Origin of the sequence: Methylobacterium sp. J-090 (genome assembly GCF_022829345.1) — a bacterium.
Taxonomy (GTDB): Bacteria; Pseudomonadota; Alphaproteobacteria; order Rhizobiales; family Beijerinckiaceae; genus Methylobacterium.
In genome coordinates this window covers 39324-60218 of sequence record NZ_JAKSXV010000096.1, presented here as the reverse complement: position 1 = coordinate 60218, position 20895 = coordinate 39324, and the positions used below count along the sequence as shown (strand labels likewise).

General features: G+C 67.1%; 17 protein-coding genes. 3 read left to right on the top strand and 14 right to left on the bottom strand.

Going from position 1 to position 20895, the window contains the following annotated elements:
- Positions 1–5: 5 nt before the first annotated feature.
- From lpxD to MKK49_RS17200, 5 genes are all read right to left on the bottom strand, one after another.
- Positions 6–1064: a UDP-3-O-(3-hydroxymyristoyl)glucosamine N-acyltransferase gene (gene lpxD, locus MKK49_RS17220; protein ID WP_244030665.1), complete on the bottom strand. Its 1059-nt coding sequence runs from the start codon at positions 1062–1064 to the stop codon at positions 6–8.
- 46 nt (positions 1065–1110) lie between these two features.
- Positions 1111–3669 carry an outer membrane protein assembly factor BamA gene (gene bamA / locus MKK49_RS17215; RefSeq protein ID WP_244030661.1) on the bottom strand — a complete coding sequence of 853 codons (2559 nt, stop codon included), beginning with the start codon at positions 3667–3669 and terminating at the stop codon, positions 1111–1113.
- 309 nt (positions 3670–3978) lie between these two features.
- Positions 3979–5139, bottom strand: coding sequence for an RIP metalloprotease RseP (rseP, locus tag MKK49_RS17210; protein ID WP_244030657.1), 1161 nt, complete (start codon positions 5137–5139; stop codon positions 3979–3981).
- A 163-nt stretch (positions 5140–5302) separates the two neighbouring features.
- The gene (locus MKK49_RS17205; RefSeq protein WP_244030650.1) at positions 5303–6880 is read right to left on the bottom strand and encodes a DHA2 family efflux MFS transporter permease subunit; all 1578 of its coding nucleotides are present in this window, start codon (positions 6878–6880) and stop codon (positions 5303–5305) included.
- A gap of 5 nt (positions 6881–6885) precedes the next feature.
- Complete coding sequence (locus MKK49_RS17200; RefSeq protein WP_244030642.1) at positions 6886–8100, bottom strand: HlyD family secretion protein; 1215 nt, start codon at positions 8098–8100, stop codon at positions 6886–6888.
- A gap of 122 nt (positions 8101–8222) precedes the next feature.
- Here MKK49_RS17200 and MKK49_RS17195 point away from each other — a divergent pair, with 122 nt between their 5' ends.
- Entirely contained in the window at positions 8223–8864 is a 642-nt protein-coding gene (locus MKK49_RS17195; protein WP_409565092.1) for a TetR/AcrR family transcriptional regulator, read from the top strand.
- Between the two features lie 4 nt (positions 8865–8868).
- On the opposite strand, the gene dxr is transcribed toward MKK49_RS17195, so the two are convergent.
- The 7 genes from dxr to MKK49_RS17160 form a co-directional block, all read right to left on the bottom strand.
- On the bottom strand, positions 8869–10032 hold the full coding sequence (dxr, locus tag MKK49_RS17190; protein WP_244030641.1) for a 1-deoxy-D-xylulose-5-phosphate reductoisomerase: 1164 nt from the start codon (positions 10030–10032) through the stop codon (positions 8869–8871).
- Between the two features lie 13 nt (positions 10033–10045).
- The gene (locus MKK49_RS17185) at positions 10046–10912 is read right to left on the bottom strand and encodes a phosphatidate cytidylyltransferase (protein WP_244030634.1); all 867 of its coding nucleotides are present in this window, start codon (positions 10910–10912) and stop codon (positions 10046–10048) included.
- Positions 10912–11751 carry an isoprenyl transferase gene (locus tag MKK49_RS17180; protein WP_409565091.1) on the bottom strand — a complete coding sequence of 280 codons (840 nt, stop codon included), beginning with the start codon at positions 11749–11751 and terminating at the stop codon, positions 10912–10914. Before MKK49_RS17180 ends, MKK49_RS17185 begins: the two co-directional genes overlap by 1 nt.
- Before the next feature lie 50 nt (positions 11752–11801).
- Positions 11802–12368 (bottom strand): ribosome recycling factor, encoded by a 567-nt coding sequence (gene frr, locus MKK49_RS17175; RefSeq protein WP_056173131.1) that lies wholly within the window; start codon positions 12366–12368, stop codon positions 11802–11804.
- Between the two features lie 134 nt (positions 12369–12502).
- On the bottom strand, positions 12503–13225 hold the full coding sequence (gene pyrH, locus MKK49_RS17170; protein ID WP_244030632.1) for a UMP kinase: 723 nt from the start codon (positions 13223–13225) through the stop codon (positions 12503–12505).
- 186 nt (positions 13226–13411) lie between these two features.
- Entirely contained in the window at positions 13412–14332 is a 921-nt protein-coding gene (gene tsf, locus MKK49_RS17165) for a translation elongation factor Ts (protein ID WP_244030629.1), read from the bottom strand.
- Between the two features lie 168 nt (positions 14333–14500).
- A complete protein-coding gene (locus MKK49_RS17160) occupies positions 14501–15568 on the bottom strand; it encodes a 30S ribosomal protein S2 (RefSeq protein WP_244030626.1) in 1068 nt (355 codons plus the stop codon).
- A gap of 440 nt (positions 15569–16008) precedes the next feature.
- Here MKK49_RS17160 and MKK49_RS17155 point away from each other — a divergent pair, with 440 nt between their 5' ends.
- Positions 16009–16584, top strand: coding sequence for a hypothetical protein (locus tag MKK49_RS17155; RefSeq protein WP_244030624.1), 576 nt, complete (start codon positions 16009–16011; stop codon positions 16582–16584).
- An 18-nt stretch (positions 16585–16602) separates the two neighbouring features.
- Positions 16603–19176, top strand: coding sequence for a DUF2235 domain-containing protein (locus MKK49_RS17150; RefSeq protein WP_244031260.1), 2574 nt, complete (start codon positions 16603–16605; stop codon positions 19174–19176).
- Here MKK49_RS17150 and MKK49_RS17145 read toward each other — a convergent pair.
- Both MKK49_RS17145 and MKK49_RS17140 read right to left on the bottom strand, forming a co-directional pair.
- Complete coding sequence (locus tag MKK49_RS17145; protein WP_244030622.1) at positions 19173–19928, bottom strand: pseudouridine synthase; 756 nt, start codon at positions 19926–19928, stop codon at positions 19173–19175. The genes MKK49_RS17150 and MKK49_RS17145 overlap by 4 nt on opposite strands.
- Positions 19925–20857 (bottom strand): methyltransferase, encoded by a 933-nt coding sequence (locus tag MKK49_RS17140; protein ID WP_244030620.1) that lies wholly within the window; start codon positions 20855–20857, stop codon positions 19925–19927. The genes MKK49_RS17145 and MKK49_RS17140 overlap by 4 nt, the downstream gene beginning before the upstream one ends.
- Between the last annotated feature and the right edge of the window lie 38 nt (positions 20858–20895).

Genomic DNA, 20895 nt, shown 5'->3' with positions numbered 1-20895 from the left:
ACGTCTCAGGCCTTCGGTTCCTCGCCATCGCGGGCCGAGCGTTCGGCGAGGCGGGCGAGCGTCGTCAGCTCGCGGAACCACGCGCGGACGGGCTTGGCCGGCGTGCCGCCCCATCGGCTGCCCGCAGGCACGTCTCGGTTGACGTTGGAGGAGCCCGCGATCTGCGCCCCCATGCCGATGCGCAGGTGGCCGACGACGCCGACCTGTCCACCCAAGACGACGTAATCCTCCAAGGTGGTCGAACCGGAGATGCCAACGCCCGAGACGATGACGCAGTGTCGTCCGATGACGACGTTGTGGGCGATCTGGACGAGATTATCGATCTTCGTCCCCTCCCCGATCACCGTATCCCGGCTTGCGCCGCGATCGACGGTGGTGTTGGCACCGATCTCGACATCGTCCTGCACGATGACCCGGCCGATCTGCGGAACCTTGAGATGGCCGCCCGGCCCCATGGCGAAACCGAAACCGTCCTGGCCGAGGCGCGCGCCGGGATGGACGATGACGCGGTTGCCGAGCAACGCATGGGTGAGAGTAGCCCCGGCACCGATGGCGCAGTCGCGCCCAATCCGCACGTTGGGCCCGAGAACCGCGCCGGGTCCGATCACGGTACCGGCCCCGATCTCGGCGCCCGGTCCGATCACCGCGCCGGGATCGACCCGCACGCCCGCCTCCAGGCGAGCGTCGGGATGGACGTGGGCGCCGGGCGCGATTCCCTTCGAGCCGAAAAGGGAACCCGGACTCATGGCATCAGGATGGAAGCGGGCGAGGAGCCCCGCATAGATGCGATAGGGATCGCGGATCACCATGGCGAGGGTACCGGCCGGCACCCGGGCGGCGAACCGCGGCGCGACGAGGCAAGCTCCGGCCCGAGTCCGCGTCAAGGCATCGCCGTAGCGGGCATTGTCCATGTAGGCGAGATCGCTCGCCGTGGCGGTCTCCAGGGACGCGGCCCCGGTAAGCACGGCCTGCGGATCGGCCCCGGGAGGCAGCGAAACGCCAGCAGCCTCGGCGAGGGCACCGAGACTGAGCGTCGTATCGGCAGAGAAAAAGATCGGATCCATAACCGGCAACGCGCCGCCCCTCGAAAAGGGCGGCGCTTTTCTTCGATCAGAAGCGCGAGCCGCCGGAGAACCGGAAGGCCTGGAGCTGATCCTTGCCGATCCGGAAGTTGGTCCCCGGAACCTTCACGCCTTCATCCTTGGTGAGGGCGTAGGCGTAGTCGAAGCGGATCGGGCCGAGCGGCGAATTCCACAGGATCGAGGCGCCGATGGATGACCGGATGACCGCCTTGTCGTGGACGTTCACACATTCCGGCTCGACACCGATAGTGGCCGAGTTGAAGTTGCAGACGCCGCCGGGGGCGATGCCGTTGATGAAGGCGTCGCCGTTCACGTTGAACTGCGTGCGGCCGTTGTAGCCGAACAGGGTACCGGCATCGGCGAAGACCGCGCCCTTCAGACCGAGATCCTTGGGAATGCCCCAGATCGGGAACTGGACCTCGACGGTACCGCCGACATAGGTGCTGCCGCCGATGGCATTGGAACGGCTGTCGGCGATGCCGACGTCGCGCGGACCGATACCGTTGGGGGCGAAACCGCGGACCAGCGACGGGCCGAGGAAGAACTGGTCTGTGATGCGCAGGGGTTCGTCGTTGAGCGCGGAGATGTGACCGCCCTGAAGCCGGACGAAGCCGACCACGTCCTCGTAGAACTCCTTGTAGTACCGGGCGTCGCCGGTCACGCGGAAGAACTTCGAGTCGCCGCCGAGACCAGCGATGTCGGGCTTCAGCTCGGCATAGAGGCCGTTGCGCGGCAGGCCGATATTATCGAGGGTCGAGTAGGCGAGCGTGAGGCCGGCGAGCGACGTGAGCGTGTTGCCCTGTGAGCCCTTGAGGGCGATCGAAGCTTCGCCGTCGAAGGCGCAATTCGGATAGGCCGCCAGGCCCGACACGTTCTGGCCGTTGGCCGTGAACGTGTTGTTCGGATAGACCGCCGTGTAGCCCGGGATCGGGTTCGAGCAATCGTTGTAGGGCCGGCGGATCGAATTCGGAACGCGCAACTCGGTGTTGTAGAGCGAGTAGCGAAGGGTGATGCCGAACTCCTCCGTGATCGGCAGGCCGACGCGGAGCTGACCGCCATAGACGGTGGTCTCGTAGCGCGAGTAGCGGGTCTGGTCGCTGTACTTGTAGAAGGCGTCGAAGCCGGCGGCCAAGCGGTAGCCGAGGAAGTACGGCTCGGTGAACGAGAAGTCGACGCCGCGGGCGTACTGACCGGCGGTACCGGCGACGCGGACGTACTGGCCGCGACCGAGGAAGTTCGACTCGGAGACCGAGACTTCGCCGATGATGCCGTCCTGGGTCGAGTAGCCACCGGCGACCGAGAACGAACCCGTGGGCTGATCCTCGACATCGATGTTGATGATCACGCGGTCGGCGGCCGAGCCCGGCTCGTTGGAGAAGCGGACCTTCTTGAAGAAGCCGAGGCCGTTCAGGCGACGCTCGGCGCGATCCGTGAGGACGCGATTGTAGGCATCACCCTCGGTGATATCGAGTTCGCGACGGATGACGTAGTCGCGGGTGCGGGTGTTGCCGCGGATGTTGATGCGCTCGACGTAGACGCGCGGGCCATCCTCGACCACGAAGCCGAGAGCCACCGTGCCAGTGGCCGGATCGCGCTGGCCGGTGGGACGCACCTGGGCGAAGGGATAGCCCTGGCGGGCGACCTGGTTCGTGACGCCGCTGAGGGTCCTCTCGACGTCTTCGGCATTGTAGACGTCACCGACCTGGGCGCGGACCTCGCCGTCGAGGCCCTTCGTGTCGAGGCCCGGCAAGCGCGAATCGATGGCGACGGCACCGACCTTGTACTGCTGGCCTTCCTCGACCACCACGTCGATGACCCAGCCAGCATCGGTTTCGGCCTCGACGTAGCGGGCATCGGCCTTGACGACGCGGAAGTCGGCGTAGCCGTTCTTGAGATAGAAGCGCCGCACGAGATCGAGGTCGTTGGTGATCCGGTCGGGATCGTAGACGTCGGAGGTCTTGATGAACGACAGGAAATTCATCTCCGAGGAGGACATCAGCTCCTTGATCTTCGACTCGGAGTATTCCTTGTTGCCCGAGATATTGATCGCCTTGATGCCGGTCTTGTCGCCCTCTTCGATGACGTAGATCACGTCCAGGCGGCCGTTGGGCAGATCGACGGTACGGAAACTGACCTTGGCGCTGCCGCGTCCCGAGCGACGGTAGATCTCGCGGATGCGCTGCATGTCGGCGGTGATGATGCCCTGATTGTAGGGACCGCGCGCCTTGGCCTCGATCTCACCCTCGAGGGTGGCTTTCTCGACCTTCTTGTTTCCTTCGAACACCACCCGGTTGATGATGTTGTTCTCGCGCACGCTCACCACGGTGCTGCCGCCGCTGCGCGACACCTTCACGTCGGAGAACATGCCGCTCGCCAGGAGGTTGCGGCGGGCTTCCTCGGGCGAGCCGGAGGCGGTGCCGGTCACGTAGGACCGAATCGTATCGGAATCGACGCGCTTGTTACCCTGGACGACGATCTGCTCGGCCTGCGCCACGCCGCCGAGAACCAGCCCTGCGGCCGTGGCGGCGACTAGGACGATGGTCTGCTCCGCCGACTTGCGTCGGCGCTTCCCCGTCATCGACATCATGTAATCGCCCGTCTCTTTTATTATCAGTACGGGTTCGCACCCGCGGACAGGCGCCGGTTTGCCCGGTCGTCCCGTCGTCTGGTCCCAGGCTCAGCTTCTACCGAGTTTCCCGGTCGAAGCAAACGCCGGGGGCACCCGCTCGCTGGGGATTTTGGGGACACGTGGCCTTCCGGTCACTTAACGATGAAACGCGATCGCCGAACACGGTGAACGAAATCACAACGGCTTTCGGCCGCGCGGCGGAGACGCCTGCGCGGCCATCGCTTTAGCCTCATTCCGGCCCGGCCTGGGGCGTTGAGGGAACGTCGATCAGGTCCCCCGCGCCCCCCAGGACGCACCCAGGTTGAGCACGTCGTTCCAGGCGGCGAACAGCATGAGGAACAGCACGAGAGCGAGGCCGATACGGAAGCCGATCTCCTGCGTCCGCTCGCTCAGGGGCCGGCCTCGCACGGCCTCGAACGCGTAGAACAGCAGGTGGCCACCATCGAGCAGCGGCACCGGGAACAGGTTGAGGAGGCCGATGGAGACGGAGAGCAGGGCGATGAGGCCGATGAGTCCGCCGGCGCCCCCGACCTTGGCCACCTCTCCGGAGACCCGGGCGATGCCGATGGGGCCGGAGAGCTGGTCGGCCGATTCGCGGCCGGTCACGAGTTTGCCGATGTAATCGATGGTGCGGTCCACCACGAAGTAAGTCTCATGGACGCCGAGTGCCACGGACTGGAGCGGCCCATATTGGACGAGCTTGGCCTCGTTGCCTTTCGGGCCCTGGATGCCGAGGCGGCCGAAGCGATGGCGGCCGAAGGGAGTACGCTCCTCCATTCCGTCCGGCACGGCGGTGAGAACCTGGCGCTCGCCGTTGCGCTCGACGGTGATGGCGAGGCTGGAGCCGGCACTCGTGGAGACCGTGCGCTGCATGTCGGTGAAGCTGTTCACCGTCGAGCCGCCAATGGCACGGATCACATCGCCGGGCTGGAAGCCGGCGCGCTCGGCCGGGCTTCCGGCCAGCACGGCTTCGACGCGGGCCGGCGTCTCGTAGCGGCCGCCGAAATAGATTGCCCCGGAGAACAGCACGATCGCCAACAGGAAATTGGCGATGGGCCCGGCCGCGACGATGGCGGCGCGCTTGGCCAGGGGCTGCGTCGGAAAGCTCGTCGCGCGCTCCTGCGGGCTCATCCGGGCGACGGCCTCGGGATCCGGCACGCTGGCACCGTTGGCGTCGCCGTGGAACTTGACGTAGCCGCCGAGCGGCACCGCCGAAAGCTTCCAGCGGGTGCCATGGCGGTCATTGAAGCCGAACAGTTCCGGTCCGAAGCCAAGGGAAAAGGCGTGAACGCCGACACCGCACCAGCGGCCGACCAGGAAGTGCCCCATCTCGTGGACGAACACGACGACGCTGAGCACGATCAGGAACGGGATCACGTTGCCGAAGAAGCCGGCGGCAGTTCCGCCCATCGCGTTCAGAAAGTCCATCGTCGATCCCCGAGGCGTCGCGGCAGCACGCCAATCCGCCTTTAGCAGATCGGACCCGTGGCCGGCGAACGCAAATGCGCCAGCGTGGTTCTGGCGTCGCACCGGGGCAAAGACCAGACGGAAAGCAGGCTTTCCTGCGATCTCGGTAAAGAGAGCGCGTCGTTCAGTGCCCCCCGCCCCCGCCCATGGCGGCCCTCGGCCGGCGGATGAAGGGCACGGCGCAGGCCATGAGGAGGAACAGGCCGGTGAGGACGAGGAACACGTCCGAAAAGCTCATCACGAGGCCTTGGATGCGAACGGTGTTCATCATCGCCTTGAGGGCCATGGCATCGGCGTTGCCGCCCATCCCCTCGAATTGCCGGCGCGTCATCTCCAGTCGCTCGAGCACGGCGGTGTTGGTCCAGGTGAAGCGCTCGTGCAGGCGGGCGAGGTGGAGATCCCAGCGGTCGTTGAGCACCGTGTTGATGAGGGCGAGGCCAACCGCCCCGCCGAGGTTGCGGGTGAGGTTGTAGAGACCGGAGGCGTTCTTCATCCGGGCCGGCGGCAGGGTGCCGAGCGCAATGTTGTTAATGGGGATCATGCACAGCATCAGGGAGCAGCCGCGCAGGATCTGGGGCACGAGCAGCTCGCCGAAATCCCAGTCCTTGGTGAGGCCGGTGACGATCCAGGTGCCGGCGGCGAAGCCGATGAAGCCGAGGCCCATGGGGATGCGCGGATCGACCTTGCCGAGGAAGCGCCCCGCGATGGGGGCGGTGGCGAACATGCACAGGCCGGAGATGAACATGGTCTCGCCGATCTGCAGGGCCGAGTAGCCGCGCACCCGACCGAGATAGACCGGATAGAGGTAGGTCAGGCCGTAGAGGCCGATGCCGAGGACGAAGCTGAACAGGCAGCCGGCGGCGAAATTGCGGTCGGAGAAGGCGCGCAGATCGACGATGGGCTCGGCCGCCGTAAAGGCACGCCAGAAGAAGGCCGGCCCGGCCACCGCGCAGACCACGGCGCAACCAAGGACCGCCTCGTCGGCGAGCCAGTCATGGTTCGGCCCCTCCTCCAGAACGTACTCGAGGCAGCCGAGCATCAGCGCCATGAACACGAGGCCGAACCAGTCGAAGCGACGGAACAGGGCGAGGTTAGGCTCGTCGAAATCGACGAGGCAGTAGGTCGAGACCGTGACGACGATGCCCGGCACGACGTTGATGAGAAACAGCCAGTGCCAGTCGAACAGGTCGGTGAGGTAGCCCCCCACCGTCGGGCCGATGGTGGGAGCGAGGGTCGCCACGAGGCCGATCATCGGCGAGACGATGGAGCGCTTCGAGGGCGGGAAGATCGTGAACGCCGAGGCGAACACCGTCGGGATCATGCCGCCGCCGATGAAGCCCTGCAGGGCACGCCAGACGATCATCTGGTTGATGGTGGTGGAGGTGGCGCACATGAGGCTCATGAGCGTGAAGCCGCCCGCCGAGATCACGAACATCCACCGGGTCGACAGCACCCGTGAGAGGAAGCCCGAGAGGGGAATCGCGATGACTTCCGCGATGAGGTAGCTCGTCTGGACCCAGGGGATCTCGTCGCCCGACGCCGAGAGGCCGGCCTGGATCTCGGCGAGCGACGCCGAGACGATCTGGATGTCCAGGATCGCCATGAACATCCCGAACACCATGCAGACGAACGCCACCATGCGGCGGCGGTCGAGAGGCGGTTCGGCGGCGGTGGGTGGGAACGCCTGGGCTGCGGCGGCCATGACGGCTACGGCCGCAGGGCGGCGGTCGTGGTCGTCACCGCACGGGTGTCGACCCGGACGGTGACGGAGAGGCCCGGCCGCAGCATTCCCTCGCCGGCGACGTCCGCCGGCACCCGTACTCGCACGGGCAGGCGCTGGACGATCTTGGTGAAGTTGCCGGTGGCGTTGTCCGGCGGGAGCAGGCTGAACACCGAGCCCGAAGCCGGCGACAGCGACTCGACCCAGCCGACGATATCGCGGTCCGGATAGGCGTCCACGGCGACGTGGACGGGCTGGCCGGCATGCATCCGCTCGACCTGTGTCTCCTTGAAGTTGGCATCGATGCGCACGCTCTGCAACGGCACCAGGGCAGCGATGCGCGACCCCGGAGACACGTAAGCGCCGGCCTCGACGGCCTTGTTGCCGATGACGCCGTCGAAGGGCGCATGCAGGACGGTGAAGGCGAGGTCGCGCGCGGCGCGCCGCTCGGCCGTGCGCAGTTCGGCGGCCAGCCCCTCGGCCTCGGTCCGCTGCGCGCGCAGGACTTCAACCTGGGCCTTCATCGCCACGAGGGACGCCTCGGCGCCCTTCTCGGCGGCCTGGGTGCGATCGCGGTCGGCTCGCGCCTGCTCGATACGGGCTTTGGCGACGAAATCGACCTTCTCGAGTTGCTGTTGGCGGGCGTAATCGGCCGCCGCACGAACCGAATCGGCCCGGGCAGCATCGATCTGGGCCGCGCTCTGGATGAGCTGGGCCTGGGCCGCCTCGACCTGCCGCCCGATGCGGGTAATGGTCGCCTCCTGGGTCACGAGCTTGTCGTGGGCGGCTTCCTCGGCGAGGCGATAATCCCCGTCGTCGATACGAGCGATGATGTCGCCGGCTTTCACCGACTGCCCGTTCACCACCGGGACGGCGGCGAGGTAGCCGGGCACCTTTGCGGCGAGGACCGAAATATCGGCCTGGATATAGGCATCGTCGGTCGACACGAAGAATCGCCCGACCGTCCACCACGCGTAGGCCTTGTACCCGCCTCCGCCGAGGATCGCGGCGACGAGGAAGGCGAGGATCAGTCTGCGCCCGATCTTCCACCGTGGCTCGGCAGCATCGGACACCGCAACCGACGCGGCCGACGAGGACGGCACCTGCGCGGCCATTGGTGACGGTGCTACCGGCGATGCGAAGCCGGATTCCCGGTCGTCATGGTGCTGCTCGTCCCGTCCGCCAGCGTCGCGCAGGGTCATCGTTGTGCTTCCGAGATCGAAAAATGACCGAACCGTTCGGTCATAAATTGAGACAGATTGAATTGCGATCGCGCGTCGGATAGATAGATTGACCGAACGGTTCGGTCAAGACGATGGTCGTTATGATGACGGGTAGTGCGAGCGTCGTGTCGGTCCGGGCGAGTCAAGAGACGGACAAGCGCCGACGGATTCTGGAGGGCGCGCGCGCGGTGTTCCTTGCCGCTGGCTTTGACGGTGCCAGCATGGGTGAGATCGCCCGGGTGGCCGGAGTCTCGAAGGGCACGCTCTACGTCTATTTCGACAGCAAGGAAGCCTTGTTTGAGGCGCTCACAAGCGCCGAGCGCGCGGGGCTGGCCGAGGCTCTGTTCCGGCTGGACGCGGACGATCCCGACGTCGCCGGCGTACTCACGCGTCTCGGGCACAGCTACCTCACCGAACTGGCACGGCCCGACCACGTGGCGGTGATCCGCATGGTCATCGGCGCAACGGAAAAGTTCCCGCGCTTCGGACAAGCCTTCTACGAGGCTGGGCCGGTCCAAGGTGTGGCGCGTCTAGCCGCTTATCTCGACGCCCAGGTGGTGGCCGAGAGACTCAAGGCAGCGGATCCGGAACTCGCGGCCAAGCACTTCCTGCACCTGTGCCAAGCTGGCCTCCTTACCCGCTTGCTGTTCGCAGCCGGCGAGGCGGTGACGGAGCGTGAGATCGGCTACCGGGTGGAGGAAGCCGTGCGGGTGTTCCTCGCAGGCTACGGACCGAAGGCCTGACCCTTCAGGCTGCCAGAGCCTGGCCGCTCCAGGCCCGAACCTCGGCGTCGATGGCCAGCGCCTCGTCGACATCGGCGGGGGCCTCCCGATAGAGGGCGGCGAACCGCGTGCAGGCGCGCTCGACGAGATCGCTGATCCCATAAAACCCGATGGCGCCGCGAATGAAAGCGTCGACCGCGATCTCGTTGGCGGCGTTCATCACCGTGGGGGCCGCGCCACCGTCGCGCAGGGTTGCTCGGGCGATGCGAAGGCACGGGAAGCGCCCCTCGTCGGTGGCCTCGAACGTCAGGCTGCCGACCGCCGCGAGATCGACGGACCGGCCACGCGCGATGGCGAGGCGTTCGCCGAGCCCGAGGCAATGGGCGATGGGCACCCGCATGTCCGGCATGGCGAGGCCTGCCGTTACGGCGCCGTCGCGCCAGGTGATCAGACCGTGGACGATGGATTGCGGATGCACGATGGCGTCGAGGCGTGCGGCCTCGATACCGAACAGGTGGTGCGCCTCGATGAGTTCGAGGCCCTTGTTCATCAGCGACGCCGAATCGATGTTGATTTTCATGCCCATGGACCAGGTCGGGTGGGCGGCGGCGTCCTCGGGTGAGGCGGCGGCGATGCGCTCCCGGGTCCAGGTGCGGAAGGGGCCACCCGAGGCGGTGATGGTCATGGTGGCGACATCCGCGACCTTGCCGTCGCCAAGCGCCTGCGCAAGGGCATTGTGCTCGGAATCCACCGGCAGGAGGGTGGCGCCGTAGCGCTTGGCGTCCCGCATGAAGGCATCGCCGGCACAGACGAGACTCTCCTTGTTGGCCAGCGCCACCGTGCGCCCGAGGCGCAAAGCCGCGTGGGTCGGGCGCAGTCCGGCGGCACCGCTCACGGCCGCCATCACGATGTCGGCGTCCCGCGCGACGGCTTCGAGCACGGCGCTCTCGCCGGCTCCGTTGGGGATGCCGCTGCCGGAGAGAAGTTCGCGCAGGGCTGCCCCTTGCGATTCGTCGGCGAGGGCGACGAAATCGGCACCGATCTCGCGCGCGAGCCTGGCGAGCGCCACGGCGTCACGGCCGCCGACGAGGGCGCCGATGCGGAAGCGCCCGGGGTGCTGGGCGAGGAGGTCCGTGGTGGAGCGGCCGATGGAGCCGGTGGCACCCAGGATGGAAACGGTGAGACTCAACGCGAGTGTTCCTTCAGACCGCGCCGGTGCGATGCGCGAGGAGATACAATCCGGCCAACAGCGCAACGGCGGCAAAGCCATCGAGGCGGTCCATGACGCCGCCATGGCCGGGAATCGAGCGGCCGGAATCCTTGACGCCCCAATGCCGCTTCAGGGCGGATTCGGCGAGGTCGCCGGCTTGGCTGAAGATGGAGGCGGCCGCGCTCACGAGGCCGACGATGGCGAGCGAGGTCGCCGCGAGCGGGCTCCAGCCGTATCCCCGGGCCAGAGCCACGAGGCCGATGCCGGCCATCGTCCCGGCGGCAAGGCCGCCGAGCGCACCCGACCACGTCTTCTTCGGGCTCACGGCCGGCATGAGCTTCGGGCCGCCGAAGGTGCGGCCGGTGATGTAGGCGACGACATCCGTGGACCACACGACGGCGAACATCCAGGCGGGTCCGAGGATGCCGATGGCGGGATCGTCGCGCAGGCCCGGCGGCACCAGTGCGACGACGGCGCCTCCGGCGAGACCCGCCACCGCGCGGGCCCGCGCCGGGCCGTCCTGAGCCAGGACGAGCAGGCCGATGGCGCCTGTCGCCGCGACCGCGAGAAACACGAGGGGAGTAGCCCCCTCCCGCAGGCACAGGGCGAGGCCGACCAAGGTGACGCCGATGATCGTCAGGAGCAGGCGGCGTGGGGCCGTGCGGCTCATACCGATCCACTCGGCGGTTCCGACGAGGGCGGCGGCGAGCCAGATGAACGCGAACGGACCGCCGCCGAGGATCAGGGCCGAGACGACGAGGACCGCCAGCACCGCGCCCGAAACGACACGAAGCTGGAACTCGCGCTCGCCGAAGGGATTGCGTCGCGCACCGGGGGTCGCCTCGCTCGAGCTTCCCATCACCTGGTCTTGTCGCTGAGGCCGCCGAAACGGCGGTCGCGGCGGTGATACTCGCCGATGGCCGCCACGAAGGCGTCATGGTCGAAATCAGGCCATAGGGCGGGTGTGGTCACGTACTCGGCGTAAGCCGTCTGCCAGGTAAGAAAGTTCGACAGGCGCATTTCGCCCGAGGTGCGGATCACCAGATCGGGGTCGGGAATGCCGGTGGTGTCGAGGGCCTCGGCGATGGCATCGATGTCGATGTCGTCCGGCGTCGCCCGTCCCTCGACGCAGGCGCGCGCGAGGGTGCGGACCGCGCGAACGATCTCCTGCCGTCCGCCGTAATTGAACGCGACCACGAGGGTCAGGCCTGAATTTCCCCGTGTCATCGCCTCGGCCTCGTCGAGGAGCGCGGTGATATCAGTGCTCAGGCCCTCGCGGCCGCCGATGATCCGTACCCGCACGCCGTTGCGGTGGAGGTCGGCCAGATCACGGCGCACGAACAACTTGAGCAGGCCCATGAGATCGGCGACCTCCGCCGGCGGCCGGCGCCAGTTCTCCGACGAGAAGGTGTAGATGGTCAGGTAGCGCACGCCGAGATCGATGGACGAGCGCACGGCCCGGCGCACGGCCTCGACGCCCCGACGATGGCCCTCGACACGGGGCAACCCGCGTTGCGCCGCCCAGCGACCATTGCCGTCCATGATGATGGCGACATGGGCGGGCGCCGGCAGCACGAGACCAGCGGGCAACACCGGCGTCGCACCGGACATGGCCGGCGAGCGGACGTCGAACGCCGACGCGCCTTGCCCACCCGCCATCCCGGTTTCGATGTGACGCGCGCCCTCAGTTCGACCCAACGCGCCCCTCCTCCATGCCTCGTCCAGTCTGATCAGAAATCCGCCGAACGCTAGACCTGCATGATTTCCTTTTCCTTGGACGCGAGGACGCCGTCGATCTCCGCGATGTGCTGGTCGGTGACCTTCTGGACTTCACCGGCCTGACGCTTCTCGTCGTCCTCGCTGATGGCGCCGTCCTTCTCGAGCTTCTTCAAATGATCGAGGCCGTCGCGCCGCACGTGGCGGACGGCGACGCGGGCCTCCTCCGTGTACTTGTGGGCGACCTTGACCATTTCCTTGCGGCGCTGCTCGTTCATCTCGGGAACGCGCAGGCGGATGGTCTGGCCTTCCGTCTGAGGGTTCATGCCGAGATCGGACTCGCGAATGGCCTTCTCGACGGCACTGACCATGCCGCGATCCCACACGGAGATGCTCAGCAGGCGCGGCTCCGGCACGCTCACGGTGGCGACCTGCGCCATGGGCATCATCGCCCCGTAGGCATCGACCTGGATCGGATCGAGGATGCTCGGCGTCGCGCGACCCGTGCGCAGGGAGCCGAGGTCCCCCTTCAGGGAGGTCACGGCGCCCTGCATGCGGCGCTTGATGTCGTTCAGGTCGAATTCGGGGATGGCAGCCATACGTTCAGTGTCCCGACGCGAACAGAGGAGGGAGGGAGGCCGGGCCGCCGGGGCCCGTTCTGCGGCTTCAATGAACCAAAACCCTGTGGCCCGCAAATACGTTCGCGGCCCTTCGCGCTTTCGAGACCGGAGGATCAGGGAACCACGTGGGTGGCAGGCGCCTCACCGGTGAGGATGGCCCGGATCGAGCTCGGCGCGTGGACGGAGCCCACGACGATGGAGAGCCGGCTCTCGCGGGCGAGCGCGAAGGCGGCGGTGTCCATCACCTTGAGGTCTCGACCGATGGCCTCGTCGTGGGTGAGGCGGTCGTAGCGGGTGGCGCTGGGATCCGTCTTGGGGTCGGCCGAGTAGACGCCGTCCACCTGCGTCGCCTTGAGCACGGCGTCGCAGCGCAGCTCGGCCGCGCGGAGGACGGCGGCCGTGTCAGTGGTGAAGAACGGGTTGCCGGTGCCGCCGGCGAGCACGATGACCTGACCCTTGTCGATGTGGTGCAGGGCGGGCTGGCGTGCGAAGGTCTCGCAGATGGTCGGCATCGACACCGCCGACATGGTGCGAGCCGGCACGCCGGCGGCGTTGAGGGCCGTCTCGAGGGCGAGGGAATTCATCACCGTCGCCATCATGCCGAGCGAATCGCCGGTGGCACGGTCGATCCAGCCGGCCGACGAGATGCGCGCGCCTCGGATCATGTTGCCGCCGCCGACCACCAGGGCGAGCTGAATGCCCGCCTCCCGGGTGCGGGCGATGTCCTCGGCGATGCCGGCCAGCGTCGGCGGATGCAGCCAGTAGCCGTCGGGGGCGGCGAGCGCCTCCCCGGAAAGCTTCACGAGGACGCGGCGAAACAACGTGGTGTCCGGCATCGAGCCAGTCCCCTCTAGCCCGACCCTGATCGAGGGCGGGAAGCCAATCGGAAGCGGAGGGGTGTCTAGCCCAAGGCGGGCCTGAACGTCGAGGGGCGGCATCGCTGCCGCCGCCTCTCGTCTCTTGCTCTCGTCTTTTGCGAAAGCGGATAATCCTGCGAAGCGGATAAGGCTCCGATCCGCGACCTAGCGCGACAGGCTCGCCACCTCGGACGCGAAGTCCGGGCCGTCGTCCTTCTCGATGCCCTCGCCGAGGGCGTAGCGCACGAAGGCGGTGAGCTTGACAGGCGCACCAGCCTTGCCCTCGGCCTCCTTGAGGACCTGCGTGATCGTCTTCGAGCCGTCATGGACGAAGGGCTGCTCGAGGAGGGTGACCTCCTTGTAATAGCTCTTCAGGCCGCTTTCGACGATCTTGGCGAGCACGTTCTCGGGCTTGCCGGCGTTCTTCTCGCGCAGGATGTTGATCTCACGGTCGAGGGTCGCCTGATCGACGCCGGCGGCATCCAGCGCCACCGGGTTGGTAGCGGCGACATGCATGGCGATCTGGCGGCCAAGGGTGGAGAGCACCTCGACATCCCCGTCCGACTCGAGCGCGATCAGCACGCCGATCTTGCCGAGACCCTCGACGATCTGACCGTGGACGTAGGAGGCGATGACGCCCTTGGTCACGTCTAGCTTGGCGACGCGGCGCAGGGTCATGTTCTCGCCGATGGTGGCGATGAGGTTGGCGAGGCTCTCCTTGACCGTGGTCTCGGCGCCGGGGAACTTGGCGGATTCGAGACCCTCCAGGGTACCGTCGGTGTCGAGGGCGAGCTTGGCGGCCTCGCGGGCGAAGGCCTGGAAGCTGTCGTTGCGGGCAACGAAGTCCGTCTCGGAGTTCACCTCGACGAGGGCGGCGTGGTGACCCGACGACTCGACGGCGACGAGGCCCTCGGCGGCGACGCGACCGGCCTTCTTGGCAGCCTTGGCGAGGCCCTTCTTGCGGAGCCAGTCCACGGCGGCTTCGATGTCGCCGTCCGTCTCGTTGAGCGCGCCCTTGCAGTCCATCATGCCCGCGCCGGTCTTTTCGCGAAGCTCTTTCACCAGTGCGGCGGTGATGTTGGCCATGGCCTGTCCTTTCCGGGACTCTTGAAGTGGGGGACGCTTGAAGTGCAGGACTTCTGAAGTGAAGGACTTCTGAAGTGAAGGAGCCCGGCGCTCTGCAAAAAGCACCGGGCTTCAGGATGATGATGTCGATCCGTCGGTGGCGGCCCGGTGACGGGCCGCCGGGCGGGATCAGGCGGCCGCGGCGGCCTCGGCGAAGCCGCGGGCCTGCTCGATCCAGCCGTCACGTCCGATGCGGCCGTTGAGCTTGAGATCGGCATCGACCTTGGCGACGTCCGCATCGCTCATCGCGGCGATCTGCCAATAATGATAGACGCCGGCCTCGTTGAGCTTCTGCACGATCTGGGGACCGGCGCCGTGAAGTTTGGACAGGTCGTCGGGGGCGCCGCGCGGAGCCGAGAGCAGCTCGAAGTGCTCGGTGGACTCGACGAGGGCGGCCACATCGGCCTGGGTGACGGAGCCGGACTCGATCGAGGCCGCGCCCTCGTCGTTGGCGGGCAGCTCCTCGGCGGTGGGCTCCTCGGACGCGCCGAGATCGATGCCGCTCGACCCCTGGCCGCGCGAGATGCCATCGATGGCCGCACGGGCGATGAGGTCGCAGTACAGCGCGATGGCGCGGCCGGCGTCGTCGTTGGCCGGGACCACGTAGGTGATGCCGTCCGGGTTGCAGTTCGTGTCGACGATGGCGGCGACCGGGATGCCGAGACGCTGGGCCTCCTTGATCGCAAGCTGCTCCTTGTTGGTGTCGATCACGAACAGCAGGTCGGGCACGCCGCCCATGTCCTTGATGCCGCCCAGAGCCTTCTCGAGCTTGTCCTTCTCGCGGGCGAGCATGAGGCGCTCCTTCTTGGTGAGGCCGGTGGCCCCGCCGTCGAGGATTTCGTCGACCTTGCGCAGGCGCGAGATCGAGCCCGAGATGGTCTTCCAGTTGGTCAGCATGCCGCCGAGCCAGCGGGAGTTGACGTAGTACTGGGCCGACCGCTTGGCCGCCTCGGCAATGGTGTCGGCGGCCTGACGCTTGGTGCCGACGAACAGCACGCGGCCACCCTTGGCAACGGTGTCGCTCACGGCCTGCAGGGCCTGATGGAGGGCCGGCACGGTCTGGGCCAGGTCGATGATGTGAATGTTGTTGCGCGTCCCGAAGATATAGGACTGCATCTTCGGGTTCCAGCGGTGGGCCTGGTGTCCGAAGTGGGCGCCGGCTTCGAGAAGCTGACGCATGCTGAAATCAACGGCCATGATCTTTGGTCTCTCCGGTTATGCCGCCGCGGAGGAAGCGATCGGGTCCGACAGGACCCGATCACCGGAAACTCCTCATTCAGGCATGAGGCCGACTCCGCGTGTGGAATGGGCGGGGCCTTAGCAGACCGGCCAATTGGAGGCAAGGCGGAGCGGCGAGCGTGGTTGCCGTCGCGAGATTCGCGCGTCGGCCGGGACAGGTTACGGAAAATCCTCACGGCAACCCGAAAGGGCATTCCCATGCTGAAACTTCGCTGCCTTAATACAACTTGAAGCATCGGCCGAATCGGTACGGTCGATCACTCAGCCTCCGATTCTGGCCGATGTCCAGGCAACGGAAATCTGACTTCAGGTTGTGCCGCCGAGGATCGACCATGCGTCTTGTGATCGCTTGTCTCATCGCCTGCCTGACAGCCGCCTGCGACTCCCCGAGCTTGCGGGTGACAGACCTTGAATTCGGCACGACGAAGGCCCTGGCGACCACCGGGAACCTCCGTCTCGTCACGGAACGGTTCCGGCCGATGCCGGACGGCTATCCGGCCCTCGCGACGGTCTGCACCGAGCCGAGCCCGGACTACGCGATCGCCTTCGGACAGAAAGCCGACGGCAACGTCAAGGTCACCCTGCCGCAAGGGTCGGGCGAAGGCGGGCTGAAGGTTGAGACCACCGAGCAGGCCACGCCGCTCGCGGGCCGCACGGCGGGCGTCCTCGCCCTGCGCGACGGCCTCTACGCCGCCTGCCAGGCCTACGCCAACGGCACGATCGGCCACGATGCCTACGCGATCATCCTCAGCCAGTACGGCACGCTTCTGGTGGCGCTGACGAGCAGCGGGACCGCCGGGGTCGCGAGTAGGGACGATGCGGGGCGGCGGGCCACGCTCTCCGCGCTCCTCGTCTCCTGCATCAGCGAGTTCGATCGGACGCGGCTCGCACCGCCTCAAAACCCTTTGCTCGACCTTCGGTTCTGCCGAAACGTGCTGTCGCGCAGCCTCGCGCATGGAACCAGCCGATCCTGATTTTCAGGGGTGACCATCATGATTCCAAGACGGATCGTCATCTTCGCTGATGGAACCGGAAACGCGTTCACGACGCAGGAATCGAACATCTGGAGGCTGTTCCAGGCGATCGATCAATCGCAGCCCGATCAGATCGCCCGTTACATTCCGGGCGTGGGAACTTCCGGCTTCCGCCCGTTCGCCATGCTCGACGGTGCCACCGGCATCGGCGTCCCGTCGAACGTCAGGAAGCTCTATCGCTTCCTCTGCTGGAACTGGCGGCCCGGCGACGAAATCTGGATGTTCGGCTTCAGTCGCGGAGCGTTCACCGTTCGCAGCCTGATCGGCCTGATCCATCATGAAGGTCTCGTCCCCGCCCAGATCAATGGCACGCAGGTCACGCATGCGGAGATGGACCGGAATGCCGAGGCAGCCTGGCGCTCCTATCGTCAGGAGACGGCGCCCGATCGGACCATGCTGCCCACGGTTCGGCTGGCGCGCAAAGCCCGTGACCTGATTCTCGCCGCCGTTCAACGCGTGACGGGGCGCCCGGCATATCGGACCATCAAGGACGAAACGACCAAACAAGGGCGCAGGGGCAGCAGCTATTATCCAAAGCGCGGCGAGTCCGAAGTGGGACCTAACGGAGTGGCGATCCGCTTTCTCGGTGTCTTCGACACTGTCGAAGCCTATGGCGTTCCGTTCGAAGAATTGCGCCTGGCGATCGACAGGGCGGTCTGGCCGCTCTCCTTCCGCAACAAGAGACTTTCCGAGAACGTCGCGACCGCATGCCACGCGCTCTCGCTCGATGAGGAACGCCTCTCGTTCAAGCCGATCCGGTTCGATGCGCCATCGCCCGATTCGTCGCAAACGATCGACGAAGTCTGGTTCGCCGGAGTGCATTCCGATGTCGGCGGCGGATATCCGGATGGTGCATTGTCCTACCTCCCCCTGGTGTGGATCGCGGAGGAGGCCGAGCGGCTCGGCCTCCGTCTGTGCCGTGGGCGGCTCAACGGATTTCGTCGGCAGGCGTCGCCTTTCGGGCCGCTCCACGACTCGCGATCCGGCCTCGCATCCGCCTATCGCTACGCACCGCGGGTGATTCAGCCCCAGAAATCCGCGACCGTTCATCACTCCGTCCTCGAGAAGATGACGCTCGGTAGCGAGCGCTACGCGCCCGTGCCGATGCCCCGGCGTGCGATCATCCGGATGCCGGATGGCACTTCATCGGCGCTCGATCCCGCTGGCGCGAACCCTCTGAATCTGCCGACGGCGCAGCGGATTTTTCCTCAATTCGCAAAGGTTGCCCAACTGCCGAAGCCGAACGGCAGCTATCTCGCGTTGGTCGACGCTCAGGTGTGGTGGCGGCGGGTCGCCTATCTGGCGCTGGCATGGTCGGCGACAGCCACCGTGGCCCTGCCCTGGATCGCCGAGGCGGTCGCTGGCCTCTCGAAGCGGGTCCTGATCGATGGCGGGAGCTTGATCGGCCTCGAAGCGGGAGGACGGCGCCTCTGGGAACATCTCGACGCCACGAACAGCGGTCTGGCGGGCACGGTCGGGGTCGTCTCCGGCTCGGTCGGAAGCCTCGTTCCGAGCTATGCGAGCCGCTGGGTGGCCGTTCTGTCCGAGAACACCTTGATTTCCGCGATCTTCATCGGCGCCACCATCGGATTCTATCTCTGGAACGAACGTCTCAAGAGCAGCATCCAGGATAGCGTCCATTGCGCCTGGGCGGCCGGCTCGCCGAAAGCACCGGCTTGGCGTCTTTCGGAGTTGGCGGACCGGGCACGGAAATCCCGCCCCCTGCTAAAATTTCACCGCGCCGTCACGCGCGTCGTCGTTCCCGGCTTCGTCGGTCTCGTCGCACTGGTGGCGGTCGCTGTCGGCTTGAACGCGCTCGCGGTGGGCTTCACCGCCGGCGAGGGCAGTCTGTGCAAGGCGACAGCGAACGGGCCCGATGCCGTACCGTCCGGCGCCGCTGGCCTGACGGCGACCTTCGCCCCGTCCAATCCCTGTTGGTCCAGCGGAATGCTGCTGACGAAAGGCTTGGCCTATCGACTGACGATCTCTGAGACCGATGCCTTCCTGGATTCGACACTCGCCACGGGCGTTTCCGGTTTCGAGAGCTCCACATGGACCTATCGCCTGGGCACGCTCGTGAAACGGCGATCGGATGCGGCCTGGTTCCAGCCGGTGGCGCGGATCGGAAAAGCCGGTGGGACCGAATGGCCGCTCACCCACGACGACAGGACCACGCCCCCCGATCTCGGCGCCGACTTCTCAGCGGAGATCGCGGCCCTGTGCAAAGCCCGTGCGCGGGAGACGAAGGAGCCGAACCGACCGAGCGCCTGCAATTCGCTATCGGGGGACGCACGCGAGACGCTTAGGCAGGCCGTGATCGCGCGACGCCTTCGCCATACGCTGACCGCGACCTTCGTCGCGCCGGAATCCGGGGAGCTCTTCCTCTACATCAATGACGGTCTGCTCGCACCTGGAGTGCCATTTTCAAAGCAGATGTATCGCAACAACTCCGGTGCGGCGACCGTGACGGTGACTCTGGCCCCCGAGCCGGGGGCACCGCTCGCGACGAGATCCGAGATCAGGGCGCCTTAAGCCGCAGTCGCTCCGAAGATCGCCGAGATCGCCGACGCGTCCATCACCCGATACGCCCCCGCCTCCAGATCCGCCGGCAGGTCGAGGCCGCCGATTCGGTCGCGGCGGAGGGCGACGACGTGGTTGCCCAGCGCCGCGAACATGCGCCGGACTTGATGGTAGCGGCCCTCGTGCAGGGTCACGGCCGCGTGGGTGTCGTCGTGAACCTCCGTCTCGACGGGGAGGAGCGGCTTCTCCTCGCCCTCCAGCATCAGAGTGCCGGACGAAAAAATCGCCGCCTCGTTGCCCTTCAGGGGGCGGTCCAGGGTCACCTGATAGCGCTTAGCGACGTTGGATTTCGGCGCGATGATCCGGTGCAGCAGGGCTCCGTCGTCGGTCAGCAGCAGGAGACCGGAGGTCTCCTTGTCGAGGCGCCCGACAGTGGAGAGGGCCGGGTCGCGCCGGCGCCAGCGCTCGGGCAGGAGCCCGTAGACGAGCGGTCCCACCTCCTTGTGCGAGCAGGTGACGCCGAGCGGCTTGTGCAGCATGAGGGTCACGCCCGGCGGCGGATCGAGGGGAACGCCGTCCACCACCATGCGCTGGGCGAGATCGGGCGTCACCGGAATGCGCTGATCCGAATCGCGCAAGGGGGCGCCGTCGAGGACGATGAGGCCGGCGCCGGTCAGCAGCCCGATCTCCCGGCGCGAGCCGTAGCCCATGTTGGCGAGCAGGCGATCGAGGCGCAGGGTCGGGGTTTTGCTCCCCTTGCTCATTTCCGGGCCTCGAAGATCTTGTAGCCGCCGGACGAGGCCTTCAGCTCCACGGTCTTGAAGGCGGCCTTCAGGGGCTTCTCATAGGGAAGGTGCATATTGGCGGTGAGCCACAGGGTGCCGCCCGGACGCAGGGCTTCGGCCGCGCGGGCGATGAAGCCCTGGCCCAGCGCCTGATCCTCCGAGCCGCCATCGTGGAAAGGCGGGTTCATCACCACGAAGTCGAGGCGGCTGAGGCCGAGGCGGCCGGCGCGGATGTCGGCCCAGCGGATGGTGACGCGTGGGTCGGCGACGTTGCGCGTCGCCATCTCGACGGCGCGCCGGTCGATGTCGATGAGGGTGAGCGTCGTCACCTTCGGCGAATGAAGGACGGAGCGGGCGAGGACGCCGAGACCGCAGCCGAAATCGGCGCCGCTTCCGGAAAGCGGCGGCAGGAGCGACAGGAGCAGGGCAGAGCCCGGATCGAGGCGGTCGTACGAGAAGATACCGGCCTGGGAGCAGAGGGCGAGGTTGTCGATGTGGCGCGGACCGCCCTCCTCCAGGGCCACGTTCAGGTCGCCGAGAGAATCGGGCCGGTCGACGACGCAGATGCGGTGGTGGCGCCGGGCGCTCTCCGTCGCCGGAGCATCGAACCCGGCGAGCTCCTTCGCTAGGCGCGAGCCGCCCCGGTCCTTCGGGGCCAGGGCCGTGAGGCGTCCGCCCGGGCGCAGGGCGCGCAGGGCCTGGGCGAGGACATAGCGGCGCTCGATGGTGCCGGCCGGCGCCAGCACGTCGATCCGATCGAGGCCACTCGACGCGACATCCTCGAGCCGGGGCGAGCCCGGGATCAGCGGCGAGACCTGGATGGGTCCTTCGACGGCACCTTCCGGACCCTCGATGAGTTCGGCGGGCGGGAGGCCGTAGACGGCGTGCGAGAACGATGAAGTGGACATGATACTACGATCCGGCGCGACGGCGCGCGCGCCTCGAC

Excerpts from the sequence above, each read along its gene's own strand:
- pyrH (WP_244030632.1), bottom strand. The coding sequence starts at position 13,225 with ATGCCGGACACCACGTTGTTTCGCCGCGTCCTCGTGAAGCTTTCCGGG.
- MKK49_RS17140 (WP_244030620.1), bottom strand. The coding sequence starts at position 20,857 with ATGTCCACTTCATCGTTCTCGCACGCCGTCTACGGCCTCCCGCCCGCC.
- frr (WP_056173131.1), bottom strand. The coding sequence starts at position 12,368 with ATGGCTGCCATCCCCGAATTCGACCTGAACGACATCAAGCGCCGCATG.
- MKK49_RS17205 (WP_244030650.1), bottom strand. The coding sequence starts at position 6,880 with ATGGCCGCCGCAGCCCAGGCGTTCCCACCCACCGCCGCCGAACCGCCT.
- bamA (WP_244030661.1), bottom strand. The coding sequence starts at position 3,669 with ATGATGTCGATGACGGGGAAGCGCCGACGCAAGTCGGCGGAGCAGACC.
- MKK49_RS17185 (WP_244030634.1), bottom strand. The coding sequence starts at position 10,912 with ATGGGAAGCTCGAGCGAGGCGACCCCCGGTGCGCGACGCAATCCCTTC.
- MKK49_RS17200 (WP_244030642.1), bottom strand. The coding sequence starts at position 8,100 with ATGACCCTGCGCGACGCTGGCGGACGGGACGAGCAGCACCATGACGAC.
- MKK49_RS17195 (WP_409565092.1), top strand. The coding sequence starts at position 8,223 with ATGATGACGGGTAGTGCGAGCGTCGTGTCGGTCCGGGCGAGTCAAGAG.
- tsf (WP_244030629.1), bottom strand. The coding sequence starts at position 14,332 with ATGGCCAACATCACCGCCGCACTGGTGAAAGAGCTTCGCGAAAAGACC.
- MKK49_RS17150 (WP_244031260.1), top strand. The coding sequence starts at position 16,603 with ATGATTCCAAGACGGATCGTCATCTTCGCTGATGGAACCGGAAACGCG.
- rseP (WP_244030657.1), bottom strand. The coding sequence starts at position 5,139 with ATGGACTTTCTGAACGCGATGGGCGGAACTGCCGCCGGCTTCTTCGGC.
- MKK49_RS17145 (WP_244030622.1), bottom strand. The coding sequence starts at position 19,928 with ATGAGCAAGGGGAGCAAAACCCCGACCCTGCGCCTCGATCGCCTGCTC.
- lpxD (WP_244030665.1), bottom strand. The coding sequence starts at position 1,064 with ATGGATCCGATCTTTTTCTCTGCCGATACGACGCTCAGTCTCGGTGCC.
- MKK49_RS17160 (WP_244030626.1), bottom strand. The coding sequence starts at position 15,568 with ATGGCCGTTGATTTCAGCATGCGTCAGCTTCTCGAAGCCGGCGCCCAC.